We start from the raw sequence: 15,482 nt of genomic DNA on the forward strand, positions 1-15,482 counted from the left end.
TCTAATTAATTTGCTCCAGAAGCTGCAATTTGATCTTGGATCGTTTGTACTGCTTCCTCTAACACTTCATCAACAGGCTCACCTTTAGAAATAAAACTAAGTGCATTATTAATTGGATCCCATACTTGCTGCATTGCTGGAACACTAGGCATTGGTTCTCCATATGTTGTTTGCTCAGCGAATGCAGAGAATATTGGATCATCCGCAATGATTGAGTCCTCCATGGCATCGTCACGTGCTGGAATTTCACCAGCAACATCATAGTATGTCATTGAATTATCAAAGTTTGTAATGTAAGCCATCAGGTCTTCAGCCCACTCTTTATTCTCAGAGTAGTAGGAAAGCATATACGATTTTACTCCAACAAATGATTTCGGGTTTTCACCATTATCGAGTATTGGCAGTGGTGCTGCTGCTAAGTCATCACCTAAAGCCTCTGAATAATCACGAACCATCCATGGTCCATTAATTACAGATGAAACTTTGCCTTCTTGGAATAATCCATTCATAATGTCTGGTGTAAGATCTTGTGGTATATAACCATTATCAAACCAGGATTGAACTAAGTTACCACCTTCAATCGATCCTTCATTAGCTAGTCCAATATCAGCAATATCATAATTTCCTGCGTCGTTTGCAAATACATATGCACCATTACCAGAGAAGAAAGGATAGACAAAATAGAAATTTGCTGCTTCCATTAAAAAACCAAATTCATCATTACTTGCATTCGTATCCCGTTCAGCAATTGCCATCAAATCTTCCATTGTTTCAATTTCTTCATCAACCAATGATTTATTATAATACATGGCATATGTCTCAATTACTGCCGGATATCCCCAATATTCTCCATCATATTGAACAGCATCCAATGCAGTTTGTGTATACTCTGTTTCTTTATCTCCTAGATTGACTGGGTCAACTAACCCGCGTAATACGAGGTCTCCAATTCGATCATGTGGCTGAAAGATAACGTCTGGTCCATTTCCAGCTGGCCCTTCCACATCAAGTTTTTCAACTTGTTCGAGCATATCAACAGGAACCATATTAACCTTTATGCCTGTCTCCTCTGTGTATTTATCAGTTATTTCTTTTACAGCTTCCTCCTGTTTTTCCTCTGCATTAACCCATAGCGTAAGCGCTTCCGGTTTTTCCGGCATTTCGCCCTCTGCTTCTGCATCCGTATTCGTCCCACCATCTGTATTTGATGGTTCTGCATCATCTGGACCACAAGCTGCTAAAATTCCCATAATAAGTAAAAATAAAACACTAATGCTCAACCACTTTTTCATCTAATTTCCCTCCCCAAAATTATAATTTGCAGCGTTTTCACCTTTTTAATGAAAACGTTTGCGCAACTATATAGTATTTATTATACATTGTTTTATGAAAATATCAATATCAAAATATAATTAATTATCGCTCTTGTTACCGGTTGCAAAAATAATATGAACATATTCATAATTTTATCTGCTCACCTATTTTTTTGCTTATATTGTGCAAACGTTATTCATTAAGATTTATTGAAAGAGGACAATCATACAGATTTTTGTCCCCCTCTGGTACAAAAAGCTACAACAACCGATAAACCCTCGCCTCATATGGCCACAATACATTTTCTTCTAATTTATTATAATTACACAGAAGTAATTCTTTCTTAATAGACTTTAACTCTGCTGGAAGTTCTATTTCTACCTTTTTCGCAAATAAGTTGGTTATTACGATAACAACCTCATCATCCAATGTTCTCGTATACGCATAAACATGATCATGATTCTCTAAAATCAGTTCGTAGTTCCCATAAATAAAAACACTATTCTCTTTTCTCAACTTAATTAGTTTTTTATAATAATGATAGATTGAATCTGGATTTTGAATTTCTTGTTCCACATTTATTTCCGTATAGTTCGGATTCACTTTCATCCATGGAGTTCCATTTGTAAAACCGGCATGCTTTTCATGTGTCCACTGCATTGGAGTTCTTGAGTTATCACGACCAGTTTTCCAAATTACCTTCATGATTTTTTCAATGGGGGTTCCCTTACTCAGCTCTTCATGATAATAGTTTCTCATCCCAACATCATCATAATCATCAATGGATGGAAACTGAACATTCGTCATCCCAATTTCCTGCCCTTGATATATAAATGGCGTTCCTTGCATAAGAAAATACATTGTCGCTAAGCTTTTGGCAGATTCCACACGATATTCCCTACTATTCCCCCATGTTGAAATGGAACGAGGCTGGTCATGATTTTCTAAGAATAATGCATTCCATCCAATACCTTCCAATCCTTTTTGCCATTTAGTCAATGTTTTCTTTAAGGCATGTATATCCAAGCCTGTATCGGTATGCTTACCCCAAAGGTCTAAATGTTCAAATTGGAAAATCATATCGAATTTCCCTTTTTCCACTCCGACCCACTCTTCCGCTTCGTCCATACGTACACCATTTGCCTCCCCAACAGTCATAATGTCATAATTAGAAAAGGTTTTTTCCTTCAATTCCTCTAAAAAAACTTGAATGCCCGGTCGATTCATATGACCTTTATAGGAAGGAACATATTTCATCTTTTTCGGATTCGGCAAGTCTGGGAATCCAGCAACCTTTTTTATATGGGAAATCGCATCTACTCGAAACCCATCAATTCCTTTATTGAGCCACCAATTTACCATTGTGTACAGCTCTTCACGGACAATTGGGTTCTCCCAATTTAAGTCTGGCTGTTTTTTGGAGAACACATGTAAATAATATTCCTTTGTTTCTTTATCGTATTCCCACGCTGAACCACCAAAGATAGATTCCCAATTATTCGGCTCTTTACCATTTTTACCTGGATGCCAAATATAATAATCTCGATACGAATTACCTTTAGAAGCACGTGATTCAATAAACCAGGAATGCTCATCAGATGTATGATTAATAACCAAATCCATAATTAGCTTCATTCCACGATGATGAGCGGCTTCAAGTAGTTGATCAAAGTCTGCCATTGTCCCGAATTCATCCATGATTGCCTGATAGTCACTAATATCATAACCATTATCATCATTTGGAGATTGATAGATTGGACTTATCCAAATCACATCAATACCAAGCTCCCTCAAGTAATCAAGCTTAGAAATAACTCCCTGGATATCTCCGATGCCATCTCCGTTTGAGTCCATAAAACTTCGCGGATATACTTGGTAAGCGGTTGCTTCTTTCCACCATATCTTCTTCATTTTTATCCCCCTTTTTCTATTGCTGATTCAAATGATTTTTTAAGTTTCCACATGTCGATAAAATGCAGAAAATGGTAAACCTCTTCTATCATAGCGTATACCTTCTATTAGCTGACGTATGGTAATTTCTGATAGATTTTGCCGGGCTCTTAACCTTCAACTCAATTCACTAACGTGCTCAATGAATTCAAGTGCTTTCACATACAATATTAAAAAGCTAGTTATTGCAACTGTGCAACACCAGCGAAAACGTTTGCACTAATTGCTTCGATTACAATAGTAGCACGATAAATATAAAAGGGCAATTGTTTTTAAATAGTATCTAGATTAAATATTGCTATTTAGCAAGATTACCTAAAAAAAGATGTCATTTAAATAAGGGAGTATTACAGGAAAACGATTGCACATTTATAGAAAAATTAATCAATGGTGGGTGAAATATTGGAGGCTAGCGAAAGCTTTACGAACATTAAAATGAACTTACACTGAATAGCCCTGGACTTTAAACACACGGTCAAGTCCAAGGCTATAAGAAACGCTTATTTTACGCTGAATAATACTGCAAAAGTCGAGAGTAAACGGAACGGGCTATTCTTTTATCATGTGTTCCATGTACAATTGCACGTCCGTCCCGAAAGAAAACAATCCTAAATTCCCCAAAAACACAGGAAAGTAAGAAAGGATTGATTAATAGGTTTGTTGCATTTCCTTTTAACCTATCCATGAAGACGTTTAATTCAAACACTCTTGAAGTAGCAGGCCGAATTTGCACCGCATCTCTTCCACATAACACATCAGATTTCATTTGATTCTCAAATTTCAAGTAAGGATACGTTGGTTGCTCCCCACATGTTGGACAATGGCTATTTTTAAGACGTGTCACATCTATTTCAGCCTTTTCATCCTTCCACATATCAAGCGACCTGAGCACCGGCGATATCTGGGCTCCAGTTAAAATTTTTAAAGCATAGGTTACTTGTGTTGCAGTAACCATTTGAACAATTGGACTGATCACCCCTACCGTCTCACACGTCATGCCATCCACCGGTAAATGATTTAGTAAACAATGCAAACAAGGTGTGACATTTGGAATAACTGGAAATGTGGAACCGTAACTCGAAACACATGCCCCCATGATAAATGGAATGTCATGTTTTACAGCTGCATCATTTACGATTAGACGCGTTTCAAAATTATCCGTAGCATCGAGAATAACATCATGACCCTTTATCATTTCTTCAATATTTAAACCGTGGACATCTTCAATAAGACTGTTAATATCTATCCCACTATTGATTTGCTCAAGCCTCTTCTTTGCAGCGAATGCTTTAGGAAGCTTATCCCGGACATCCGCCTCGCTATATAATTGCTGTCGTTGTAGATTACTCCATTCAACATAATCCCTATCAACAATTGTTAGTTTACCAACACCTGCTCTTGCAAGCATTTCTGCACTGCTGGAACCCAATGCACCTGCTCCGATGATAATAACACTTCCAGATTCTACTTTCTTTTGCGATTCCTTTCCTAAAAATAATTCTTGGCGAGAGTAGCGTGTCTTCACGTTCCTACCATCCCTGTTGTCGGACTGCTTGCCACTGCATAGTCTTTTTCTTCTATTCTTCCCGCTTCATACCCCAGCCTGCCAGCTTCCAGCGCATATTTTACAGCTTTCGCCATCTTGATTGGATCTTTTGCTCCAGAAACCGCAGTATTTAAAAGCACTCCATCTGCTCCAAGCTCCATTGCATATGCCACATCCCTAGGAGATCCAATTCCCGCATCAACAATTACGGGTACATTGGATTGTTCAATAATAAATGCTAGATTTAAAGGATTAATGATTCCTTTTCCCGAACCAATAGGACTTGCACCTGGCATAACAGCATGAACTCCCAAATCTTCCAGACGTTTCGCCAAAACAACATCATCTGACGTATATGGCAGCACGATAAACCCTTCCTCAAGGAGCATTTCGGATGCTTTTAAAGTTTCTATTGGATCTGGCAAAAGCGTGCGCTTATCCCCAATGATCTCCACCTTAATCATGTCACATAAACCAGACCCTTTTGCAAGTTTCGCTATACGAACAGCCTCTTCGGCCGTACTTGCTCCAGCTGTATTCGGAAGTAACGTATATTTAGTTAAGTCCAATTGTTCCAAGAAGTTTGGCTGACTTGCTTCAAAAATATTCATCCTTCTAACAGCAAACGTTAAAATTTCTGTTTCCGATACTGCTACTGCTTCTTTTTGAACCTCAAATGATGGGTACTTCCCTGTGCCTAATAATAAACGAGATTGGAAAGTACGATTAGCAATGGTTAACATAATCATCCGCCTCCTACAAAATGAATAATTTCTACGATATCCCCATTGAAAAGCCTTTTTGTTTCGTATTCTTCCTTCATAACAATTTCCTTATTTACCTCTACGACAGCAATCCGAGATTGTAATTGATAGTGTGCCAGCAACTCTCCGACTGAATCCACTACCTCTGGAAGTTCCACCTGTTTCCCATTCAGCTGAAATTTCATTTTTATCACCTCCTAAACTACTATGCTTTGACGACGATCTACACGAAATGTCTGCATCCATCCGTTATTTATGTCTTTTCCAACAACAAAATCACGAATCATTTCCCCGGTTGCTGGAGCAAGTAAAATTCCATTTCGGTAATGCCCACAAGCAATGAGTATTCTTTCTTCCTCTGGATGCCTTCCGATAAATGGGTTGCCATCAAACGTGCCTGGTCGCAAGCCTGCCTGAACGTGATCGATTTTCCATTCGATTGCAGATGGAAGCATGGCTTTTGCCTTTTCAATTAAAAACTTGATTCCTTCAAGGCTTACAGTATCACTCCAATCCTTCTTGATCATGGTTGCACCAATAACAAGCTTTCCATTATTTCTAGGAACGATATAACAGCTTTCATGAAATAGGGTATGCTCTAATACATGCTGTTCACTATGAACGATTAAACTTTCACCTTTAATTGGTATGAGCTCTTCATCTAATCCAATTTGCCTAAATAGCCCATTACCATATACACCTGTAGCAAAGACAACATAATTTGCTTCGACATCACCATGCATTGTTCGGACAAGATAGTTGCCATCTTTCTTTTCCACTTGATAAACACCATTGCTTTCCATAATGGATGCACCAAGGGCTCGAGCACTTTTAGCAAAGCTTTCACAGGTTTGTTCTGGTATAACACTCACATCATCCTTTATATATGCTGCTCCTAATATATTTGGAGCAATCAATGGCTCCCTTTTCTTTACTTCTTCTTTATCCAACCATTCTGCAGTTGGTTGCTTCAGAAGCGGAGTAAGCTGATACTTATCTGTATCTGAAAATACAAGCTTTAATATTCCACCTTCTTTGTATCCGATATCAATGCCGCTTAATTGATAAAGCTCATCCTTCAACCTGAGATATGCTTGTTGACTCGATCTGGCAAACGAAAATATTGTATCCTCGCCATTGCTTTCAGAATGAGCACCGAGCATACCAGCCGCAGCACTTGTAGTCATCAAACCAATTTGTCCTTTTTCAAATAACGCAACATCAACCTTTTCTTTCGCTAAGTAGTAGGCAATCGAACAACCAATAATACCACCACCAATTACGACTACTTCATAATGCTGTTTCACTTTGAAATTGCCTCCCTATATTTTTTTATCATCACGTTTGGTGCATCGGCATGGAAAATACCGGACATGATTGCAATTCCATCTGCTTTTGTCTGTTTCATTAACGGCACCTCTTCCAATGAAATTCCTCCGATACCATAAACTGGGATGTGAATTTCTCTTTTCATTCGTTCAATTGGCAAAATTCCATTTGGAGGTATTCCCCTTTTACTGCTTGTCTCAAAACAATGACCAAATATTATATAATCCGCCCCATCCGCTTCAGCTTCTTTCGCTTTTTCGAATGAATGTACACTGCAACCAACCCTTAGATGCGGATATTGCTTCTTCACTGTTTTTACTGGTAAGCCATGTTCTGGCAGGTGAAGATTTGGGATGTCACTAAGCAGTACGATATCAAGCCGATCATTTAGAATTACTTTTTCTTTATCAACCCCATTCATTTGCAGATAATCTAGTAGCTGCAAAATTTCACGGGCTGTTTTTGACTTTTCACGAATTTGGAGAAAATCAATCTCGTCGATGATGTCAATAATGGTATCTGCTAGCTTTTCAACAGTCATGCTATCTGCGGTTACAGCAATTAGCTTCATCAAACTCCCGCCCCTTTCTTTCAGGTTTCATCAAGAATCATTACCTAATAATGCAATTACAGCTTTTATGCACACAAAAAACCACTTTCCTGCACACAGAAAGTGGTATCGTATTTGTATAATGAAACTAACAATACAATTTGCCCTTGCCACATTCCTACGCAGGTGCTAGCCTGTTCAGGTTTTGAGGGTTTCAAAGTAACTACTTTTTTCTCAGCCCTTATCAAGGGTTCCCCTAGTGAATAACGCTACGTATTTACTTATCATTACTTTACCACAAATAGAAAAATTTGCAAAGTCTGGATTTTTCAAATAATACAGTTTAAAGACGAGTTGCAGGCTAGATTTCACACAGCTTTTTTATTTTCGAACCAAAAAAATACCATTTTCATGTATACTAAAACTAGAAAAAATAGAAAGAGGTCTTAAATAATGAAAGTAAAAATGAACGTACAGACAGCATATCATGGTGAATTGCTGCGAGCAGGCAAAGTATATGAAATTGATGAAACGACAGCAAAGCGGTGGATTGCTAGTAATTTGGCAGAAGAAGTTAAAAATGAAAAGTAAGCTATAACCTTCCGCAATTGATGCGTCCAGAACAGTTAAATTGTATGGAAAAAATGCTTACTTCTTTAGTTAAAACTGTTGGATCAGACATCGAATAACAAACTGAAGCGGGCGGGGATATCACATCGATGAAAGAAAAGAAAAACACCTGGCATCATGAAGTTATAGACGCAGTAAACATAATTAGAGTAGATAACAATCTTCTTTGGGAAAAGCAATAAGCATGAGCGCGAAATAGGTATACCAGGAAGCTTAATGAGATTCAATCTTCCAAACGCAACTGTAATACAGTACAAACCTCGCATATTGCTACCCGATTTTTTCCCACTAAATACAAATGTCAACCCAGCCGGATACACTTCGTGACTCTTTACTGTGAATAGCGGGGTTGACTATTTATAATGCATATTTTTTAGCACTGCCAATCTAACAGCACTGCTAGTTGAACAAATAGACGTTTCTTCTAGAACATTTCGTCTACTATCCAATAAATCTATCTATTCGCGAAGAATTCTTCCGCCTTTTCTAAAAATACTTCTTGATCAGGAGTCAAATCGTATTCCTCCTCGATCGCTGAAACAGGACAAACTGCTTTGCACGCACCACAGTCAATGCAAATGTCAGGATCAATATAAAATTGATCTGGTCCCTCTTCTATACAATCAACCGGACAGACACTCACACATTCTGCTGCCTTTTCCGGTCCACATGGATCCAATATTACAAAAGCCATTTATGATTTACCTCCTTACATACATCACTTTCTCTCTATTAAATGATAATGCTTAAACGTCTTGAAGTAAACCATTTGACTCGAAATTCCGACAACATTATACATAAACACTTACTCCTGGGCCAAACGGAATTCCAAAGTAGAAGAAAATTAACAGAAGAATCGTAAATGTAATCAAAAAGAAAATCGTATATGGTAACATTAATGCAATCAATGTACCAATTCCTGCTTTCTTATCATACTCCTTCATAAATCCAAGCACGATAATCAAATACGGGTTCATCGGTGTGATTACGTTTGTGGATGAGTCTGCAATTCGATATGCCGCTTGAACAAATGCTGGACTGTATCCTAAAAAGTAAAACATCGGTATAAAAATAGGTGCTTCTAACGCCCATTGTGCAGATCCACTAAATATAAACAAGTTCAATAGTGTTGTTAAAAGAACAAACCCTAATATAACAGCAATTCCTGTTAAACCAATGGATTCCAGCATGTTCGCTCCACTAATAGCAATCCAAGCTCCCATGTTTGTCCATTCGAAATAGGAGATAAATTGAGCTGCCGCAAATACGAGTACGATAAATCCGGACATGTCTTTTATTGCATTTCCCATATAGGTCCCGATATCCTTCGAGCTTTTAATCTTTTTTACTGTTACCCCATAGACCGTACCAACTAGAATAAACAAAAACAAAATTAATGGCACAATTCCAGATAAAAATGGTGAAGGGATGATTCCGCCTTCCTCATTCGTCAGTGGGGAACTAGGAATAAGAATTACTGTAACAATTAATACAACATATGCAACACCCGCAAGCACAGCATTACGCAATCCCTTTATTTCCAAGGAAGTTGTTCCCTTTACTTCTTTGGCTGCTCCACCTGCATAGGTACCTAAGCGTGGCTCTACTATCTTTTCCGTAACAAATCCGCCAACAAAAGTTAAAATAAATACACATGTCAACATAAAATACCAATTATCGACAGGTGTTACATAGAGATCTGGATTTACAGTACGAATCGCTTCCGTTGAAATTCCAGATAGCAATGCATCCGTGCCAGTAATCATTAAATTAGCTGTAAAACCGGAGCCCACACCAGCAAATCCTGCAGCAAGTCCTGCGAGAGGGTGTCTGCCAATATTATAGAAAACCATTGCAGCCAGTGGTGGAATAATAACAAACGCAGCATCAGATGCGATATTTCCCAAAATACCAGTGAAAACCACTGCATATGTAACCAATGATTTTGGTGCCTTTAAAATCGTACTCTTTATTCCAGTCTCTAAAAGCCCTACCTTATCAGCCAGGCCAATTCCCAGCATCATCGCTAAAACAATCCCTAATGGTGTAAAACCAACAAAATTGTCCAGCATCGATGTTAAAATATATTGCAGCCCTTCAGCTGAGATCAAGCTTTTTATAGCGAGCACCTCAGACTCACCTGGTAATGTGAACGTGACATTAAATAGTGAGATTACCCATGATAATACGATAACGATACCTGCAAGAATGACAAACAACATAAATGGATCCGGTAATTTATTCCCCACTCTTTCAATTCCGTTCAAAAAACTTTGCATGCCAAACCTTTTTTGTCCTCTTGCCATCAAATCCATCCCTTCTATTTTCTCTTATTTCAATGCACAAAAACGAAATACTTTTTTGGGCCTGCCTCGTACATTTGATTGCACCTCTCCACATTGCTCTGTAATTGCAGCCTTTTCTAGCAGGCTGACAATCCTTCTCCCATTTCTTTCTGTGCTTTTCAGCCACCTGGCCACATCACTAGCTGTAAATTCATATCGATTATATTTTCTTGAATAAGCTCTTATCTTTGAAACGATACTTGGACTTACACCACTGTGTCTAATTTTTTCTTGCCATTCCTCATCTAACTCCATCGTTTTAAATGCAATTGTTTCATTATCTGCATTCTTTTTTGTGATTGACTGGTCTTCATCGACAATAATAATAGATGTTGATTTCTCTGTTTCCAGTTGGTGGAATCCTAGTCTTACATGGTCTTCTGCTTGGGATACTGTTTCACCAAATCCAATCGAGATAGTCAATTGAATATTCTCCTGGACTTTAACATCCTCCATTATTTCAAATATCGCCACTTCGAATTGATCATCAATTTCTCCCCGGGTTGTGAATATAAAAAATAATCCATCACCTAGCTGCATTAATGATCCATTTATTTTTTCTGTTAAAAAAAGCAATGTTTTCCGCAATTCGAGTTCTTTATGTTTCATTTTGAACGAATAATACATCGCTTCTTCATTCGTATTAAACACTACATTGCACCCGATTACAGCCAATTGGGCATTTTTATAGCGACTGGATAGCGCCCGTTGAATTAATAGTCTAAACGATTGTTCGATCGATAAATAGGATGGCATAACCCTGTAAACAGGAATTCCTTTCTCTTTCAAAGCGATATAAGTAGAACGAATAAATGTAATAGCAACTTCCGATTTACCTTTTTCATATAGTTCCTCATGAAAAGCAATTTGCTTTTCGTTATGTTCATATCCTTGGAAAGGAATATTATTATAAATCATGGAGTGTAACTGATAAAAGGATAATAACTTGTCTATTTCTTCATTTTCAATCGTATCAATGCTTATTTTTTTATAGACCTTATCCTCATTAAGCTGCGCCTCAAGCAATGTCCCTAAAAAAGCTGATCCATTCATATCTGGATAGATTGCATGATCCATTGACAAAAGCGTATGCTCCATTGCATAAGAAAAATTCATTATTCCCGAAAAGAACCATTGATCAAATTGATTTTTATTATTCTTCAATATTTCGTCTATTTCCTCGAGCGATTCATAGGTAAATGGGACAATTGATGTATCGCTAAATTCCTTTGCAACAGTCATAATTTGATTTACAGAATCAGCAGGACCGATGACCCCAATTCTTACTTTCATATTGGTTCTCCTGCTTCCTGTTGTAAAAATGTCATCATAACCTTTGTTCCTTTTTCAAGACTTTCTATCGATGCAAATTCACGTGGATGATGACTTAATCCATCTTTACACGGAATAAAAATTAAACCTGCTGGCCAGTTCGCCGCCATATTCATTACATCATGACCAGCCCCGCTATTCATTGACAATGTTTCATACCCAATTGTTTTACTTGCTTGGGTTAATTTTGCATGCATTATGTTATCCATCTTGACTGAATCATTATCTACAAGCGTCTTTACACCAATCCTAATTTGCTTTTTCACTTCAAGCTCAGAAACAAAAGTACGAATATTTTCAGCGAAATCCCGTTTTAGTCTATCGTCAACACTTCGTATATCAATACCAAGTTCAACTTCTCCAGGGATTACATTCATTGCGTTTGGATGTAAACGGATTGTACTTACTGTAGCTACAAGTGGAACTTCACTTTTTTCATTTACTTTTAGTGCTTCCTCCTGCACAAAATTTACGAGTGGTGCAATGGCTACAAAAGCATCCTGCCTTTGATGCATCCGGGTTGTACCAGTGTGATTGGCCATTCCCTTTGCAGTAATTACAAGTCTTACTGGGCACGCGATCCCCTTTACAATACCAATTTCTGCACCTGTTTCTTGCAACTCCATTCCTTGCTCAATGTGCAGCTCAATAAAGCTTTCCAATGAATCAAGTGAGAGGGCAGCCGCTTCGATAGATTCCCAGTCAAGTCCATAATCTGTCATTGCTTGTTTCATTTTAATTCCATTACGATCTTTAATTGCTTCCATTTCCTTTAGTTTTAGTTGACCCGTGATTGCTTTGCTTCCAATCGTCGACACACCAAATCGGGCAGATTCTTCAGCAATAAAACAGATGATAGCGATGTTTTTTATCGGGTGAAATCCTATGTCCTGTAATCCTTTAACAGCAGTTAATGCTGTTAACACACCTGCAACCCCATCATAGCCACCACCACAATCAACGGTGTCTAAATGCGATCCCATTGCAATTGTTGATGCAGACGGATCAACCTCCCAAACAGCCCAGCAGTTCCCTGCTTGATCTTGATATGTTTTCAAACCGAGTTCAGCAGCGATTTGTTCAAATTGGATATGCGCTGCTTTTTCTTCCTTTGTAAAGCTAAGCCTCGTAAACCCATCTGGACGTGCCATTGTATCCGTCACATTGAGGGCTAGCAGTTTGTCCTCTAGCCATTTAGTCAAATTACTCAATTCCTGACCCTCCTTCAATGATTTTGATAAATGCATCCAATGCAACAGGAAGAACATCTTCTTGAAAATCAAAAGCTTGATGGTGATGCGGGTAATTCAACTCTGTTCCAAATAACAAATAAGTTGCTTTCCCACCCTGTTGCTGTACACGATTCATCATAAAGCTTGCATCCTCTGAACCCGAAACCTTCGCTACCGGAAGAACTTCCTTTATATAATCACTTGATTTACATGCCTCTATTATTGTTGGTATTAATGCTTCACTGCAAATCATTTCCTCTGTAATACCGACAGGAGTGATCTCACAAGTCACGTCATGCATGTCTGCTGCTGCTTTTATGATTCGGGTTGCTTCTGTTAGCATATATTCATTAATTTTTTTAGTTTCTCCTCTCGTCTCCATTTCAAGAAAGGCGTCACTAGGAATTATATTTCTACCACTACCAGCAACCATTTTCCCAACATTAATTCGAGTAATGCCATCACTATGCCTAGGAATTGTATAAAGATTTGTTGCTGATACTGCAGCAGCGAGCAAAGCATTCTTTCCTAACTCCGGGTGCATTCCTGCATGAGAAGCAACACCAGAAAATGTGACATTGAACTTTGAGGATGCTAGAAATCCATCTACCGTTGCAGCAATGGTTCCAATTGGCAAGGACTGGATGCCAATATGTCCGCTATAAAAATAATCGACATTATCTAACCACCCTTTTTCAGTCATTGCTTTAGCACCTCGTCCACCTTCTTCAGCTGGCTGAAACAATAACGTAAATTTTCCTTTTAATTTTGATTGATAGGCAGCAATGTAGGAGGCAACCCCTAGACCAATTGTCATATGGCCATCATGGCCACAAGCATGCATGGTTTGGTCGATCATAGAATGAAAACCTTCTTTTGCAGGGATATGATTCGTATCCTTTGTTTCCGTAATTGGTAAGGCATCGATATCAAATCTGAATGCCACATGGTCTCCGGGTCTTTCAGTATCCCATGTTGCTACAAGTCCTGTAAGACCTCCACGCATTTTAGCAAGCCAGGACTCTTCCACTCCTTTTGCTTTTGCTTGGAGTTCATGTTTATCCAATTCAGTTTTATTTGGAACTCCTAATCTCGCATCACGCTCTAGTGCTTCTTCTCCTAAATGAATCGTAAATCCAAGTCCCTCTAGAACTTTTCCAAGACGGTACGTTGTTACATATTCCATAAAACCAAGTTCAGGGTATGAATGAAAGGATTGTCGCCAACTAATCAACTTTGGTTCCATATGGCTTACAAAATCAGACATATACTCACTCCTCATTTAATTTTTGTAATGCATCGATTGCAAATTGGACAAATAGCTTAGTTCCCTGTGGCAAGGCACGTTCATTCAATTTAAAATTCGCATCATGAAGTGGTGTCTGCTTTTCCTTATCTTCCAATTGTGTTCCAAGCCAAATAAATGCACCAGGGTATTTATGTAGGAATCTTCCAAAATCTTCTCCTGCTAAAGACGGCTTTTGTGAAGGTGTTGCATTCTCTCCAAGGATCTTCTGTGCAGAACTTCTGGCAAGTTTAGCCCATTGTGGTGTATTAATTGTTGCTGGATACCCATCCGTGTATTCAATATATGCTTTTGTATTAAAGGCTTCCGCAATCTGGTTTGTAATCTGGTAAAAGCGTTCTTTTAATCGCTCTCTAATTTCTGAATGATACGTTCGAACAGATCCTTGCAGCGTCACTTCTCGCGGAATAATGTTCGGTACACTGCCAGCATCCAGCATACTAATTGTAACAACAGAAGACTCCATTGGATCTAGGTTTCTACTAACGATTGTCTGCAGTGCAGTAATCAAATGCCCTGCTGCTATAACAGCATCATTTGCTTGATGCGGCATGCTTGCATGACCACCTCGCCCTTCTAAAATTATTTTAAAACGATCTGATGCTCCCATTACTTCCCGGTCATGCACACCGACAGTACCCGTTCGCATATATGGCCACACATGCTGGCCAAAAATTACATCCGGCTTGTATGTATCAAATACACCATCCTCCATCATGACCTGCGCTCCACCTTTTGGTGATGCTTCTTCTGCCGGTTGAAAAACAAGCAACACTGTTCCATTAATCTCTTCCTTTAGTTGCTGAAGAACATATCCTGCACCAAGTAACATAGCTGTATGAGCATCATGTCCACATGCATGCATCACATTTGGGTGTTTAGATACAAAATCATCTTCATTTAATTCCTGTATTGGTAATGCGTCGATGTCTGCACGTAACGCAACGATGTTATCGGAATCTTTACCTTTAATAATCCCCAAAACCCCATGTTCGGCAAAGCCAGTTTTAAAGGGAATTCCATAATCTGTTAGCTTCTGTTGAATATAGTGGGATGTTTTGACCTCTTGATTACTAAGCTCTGGATATTGATGCAAATGACGTCGGTTAGCGATAATTTCCTGTTCCACTTGCTTCAAATATGTGTCTATCTTTCGTTGCATTAATCTACCTCCAAAAATATAA

14 protein-coding genes and 1 riboswitch are annotated in these 15,482 nt (G+C 38.5%); of the genes, 1 reads left to right on the top strand and 13 read right to left on the bottom strand.

Going from position 1 to position 15,482, the window contains the following annotated elements; genetic code table 11:
- Positions 1-5: 5 nt before the first annotated feature.
- The 7 genes from NST46_RS00260 to NST46_RS00290 all read right to left on the bottom strand — a co-directional run bounded on the left by NST46_RS00260 (position 6) and on the right by NST46_RS00290 (position 7,474).
- Positions 6-1,292, bottom strand: coding sequence for a sugar ABC transporter substrate-binding protein (locus tag NST46_RS00260; protein ID WP_095310650.1), 1,287 nt, complete (start codon positions 1,290-1,292; stop codon positions 6-8).
- A 280-nt stretch (positions 1,293-1,572) separates the two neighbouring features.
- On the bottom strand, positions 1,573-3,225 hold the full coding sequence (locus tag NST46_RS00265) for a glycoside hydrolase family 13 protein (protein WP_339316507.1): 1,653 nt from the start codon (positions 3,223-3,225) through the stop codon (positions 1,573-1,575).
- 544 nt (positions 3,226-3,769) lie between these two features.
- Positions 3,770-4,789: a ThiF family adenylyltransferase gene (locus tag NST46_RS00270; RefSeq protein ID WP_303450483.1), complete on the bottom strand. Its 1,020-nt coding sequence runs from the start codon at positions 4,787-4,789 to the stop codon at positions 3,770-3,772.
- Complete coding sequence (locus tag NST46_RS00275; protein WP_341136562.1) at positions 4,786-5,559, bottom strand: thiazole synthase; 774 nt, start codon at positions 5,557-5,559, stop codon at positions 4,786-4,788. The genes NST46_RS00270 and NST46_RS00275 overlap by 4 nt, the downstream gene beginning before the upstream one ends.
- Positions 5,556-5,759, bottom strand: coding sequence for a sulfur carrier protein ThiS (thiS, locus tag NST46_RS00280; RefSeq protein WP_118889920.1), 204 nt, complete (start codon positions 5,757-5,759; stop codon positions 5,556-5,558). Before thiS ends, NST46_RS00275 begins: the two co-directional genes overlap by 4 nt.
- A 12-nt stretch (positions 5,760-5,771) precedes the next feature.
- Positions 5,772-6,881, bottom strand: coding sequence for a glycine oxidase ThiO (thiO, locus tag NST46_RS00285; RefSeq protein ID WP_341136563.1), 1,110 nt, complete (start codon positions 6,879-6,881; stop codon positions 5,772-5,774).
- Positions 6,878-7,474, bottom strand: coding sequence for a thiamine phosphate synthase (locus tag NST46_RS00290; RefSeq protein WP_095310662.1), 597 nt, complete (start codon positions 7,472-7,474; stop codon positions 6,878-6,880). Before NST46_RS00290 ends, thiO begins: the two co-directional genes overlap by 4 nt.
- Before the next feature lie 137 nt (positions 7,475-7,611).
- Positions 7,612-7,721: riboswitch (TPP riboswitch) on the bottom strand.
- A 185-nt stretch (positions 7,722-7,906) separates the two neighbouring features.
- Between NST46_RS00290 and NST46_RS00295 the strand changes: the two genes are divergently transcribed.
- Positions 7,907-8,044, top strand: coding sequence for a hypothetical protein (locus NST46_RS00295; RefSeq protein ID WP_168927295.1), 138 nt, complete (start codon positions 7,907-7,909; stop codon positions 8,042-8,044).
- A 493-nt stretch (positions 8,045-8,537) separates the two neighbouring features.
- Here the strand turns inward: NST46_RS00295 and NST46_RS00300 are convergent, their stop codons facing one another.
- From NST46_RS00300 to NST46_RS00325, 6 genes are all read right to left on the bottom strand, one after another.
- The gene (locus tag NST46_RS00300) at positions 8,538-8,777 is read right to left on the bottom strand and encodes an indolepyruvate ferredoxin oxidoreductase subunit alpha (protein WP_095310664.1); all 240 of its coding nucleotides are present in this window, start codon (positions 8,775-8,777) and stop codon (positions 8,538-8,540) included.
- A gap of 97 nt (positions 8,778-8,874) precedes the next feature.
- Positions 8,875-10,389 (bottom strand): AbgT family transporter, encoded by a 1,515-nt coding sequence (locus NST46_RS00305; protein WP_095310666.1) that lies wholly within the window; start codon positions 10,387-10,389, stop codon positions 8,875-8,877.
- A gap of 24 nt (positions 10,390-10,413) precedes the next feature.
- The gene (locus tag NST46_RS00310) at positions 10,414-11,721 is read right to left on the bottom strand and encodes a hypothetical protein (RefSeq protein ID WP_340002113.1); all 1,308 of its coding nucleotides are present in this window, start codon (positions 11,719-11,721) and stop codon (positions 10,414-10,416) included.
- Positions 11,718-12,971, bottom strand: a complete 1,254-nt coding sequence (locus NST46_RS00315) for a M20 family metallo-hydrolase (protein WP_095310670.1) — start codon at positions 12,969-12,971, stop codon at positions 11,718-11,720. The genes NST46_RS00310 and NST46_RS00315 overlap by 4 nt, the downstream gene beginning before the upstream one ends.
- Positions 12,964-14,259 (bottom strand): amidohydrolase, encoded by a 1,296-nt coding sequence (locus tag NST46_RS00320; protein ID WP_341136564.1) that lies wholly within the window; start codon positions 14,257-14,259, stop codon positions 12,964-12,966. The genes NST46_RS00315 and NST46_RS00320 overlap by 8 nt, the downstream gene beginning before the upstream one ends.
- Positions 14,260-14,263: 4 nt before the next feature.
- On the bottom strand, positions 14,264-15,460 hold the full coding sequence (locus tag NST46_RS00325) for a M20 metallopeptidase family protein (protein WP_095310672.1): 1,197 nt from the start codon (positions 15,458-15,460) through the stop codon (positions 14,264-14,266).
- Positions 15,461-15,482: the final 22 nt, after the last annotated feature.

Source organism: Oceanobacillus sp. FSL W7-1309 (assembly GCF_038002145.1).
GTDB lineage: Bacteria > Bacillota > Bacilli > Bacillales > Amphibacillaceae > Oceanobacillus > Oceanobacillus profundus.

What these genes read in the sequence shown, in the direction of transcription:
- NST46_RS00305 (WP_095310666.1), bottom strand. Translation starts at nt 10,389, where the DNA reads ATGGCAAGAGGACAAAAAAGGTTTGGCATGCAAAGTTTTTTGAACGGA.
- NST46_RS00290 (WP_095310662.1), bottom strand. Translation starts at nt 7,474, where the DNA reads ATGAAGCTAATTGCTGTAACCGCAGATAGCATGACTGTTGAAAAGCTA.
- NST46_RS00310 (WP_340002113.1), bottom strand. Translation starts at nt 11,721, where the DNA reads ATGAAAGTAAGAATTGGGGTCATCGGTCCTGCTGATTCTGTAAATCAA.
- thiS (WP_118889920.1), bottom strand. Translation starts at nt 5,759, where the DNA reads ATGAAATTTCAGCTGAATGGGAAACAGGTGGAACTTCCAGAGGTAGTG.
- NST46_RS00300 (WP_095310664.1), bottom strand. Translation starts at nt 8,777, where the DNA reads ATGGCTTTTGTAATATTGGATCCATGTGGACCGGAAAAGGCAGCAGAA.
- NST46_RS00260 (WP_095310650.1), bottom strand. Translation starts at nt 1,292, where the DNA reads ATGAAAAAGTGGTTGAGCATTAGTGTTTTATTTTTACTTATTATGGGA.
- NST46_RS00265 (WP_339316507.1), bottom strand. Translation starts at nt 3,225, where the DNA reads ATGAAGAAGATATGGTGGAAAGAAGCAACCGCTTACCAAGTATATCCG.
- NST46_RS00295 (WP_168927295.1), top strand. Translation starts at nt 7,907, where the DNA reads ATGAAAGTAAAAATGAACGTACAGACAGCATATCATGGTGAATTGCTG.
- NST46_RS00275 (WP_341136562.1), bottom strand. Translation starts at nt 5,559, where the DNA reads ATGATTATGTTAACCATTGCTAATCGTACTTTCCAATCTCGTTTATTA.
- NST46_RS00320 (WP_341136564.1), bottom strand. Translation starts at nt 14,259, where the DNA reads ATGTCTGATTTTGTAAGCCATATGGAACCAAAGTTGATTAGTTGGCGA.
- NST46_RS00325 (WP_095310672.1), bottom strand. Translation starts at nt 15,460, where the DNA reads ATGCAACGAAAGATAGACACATATTTGAAGCAAGTGGAACAGGAAATT.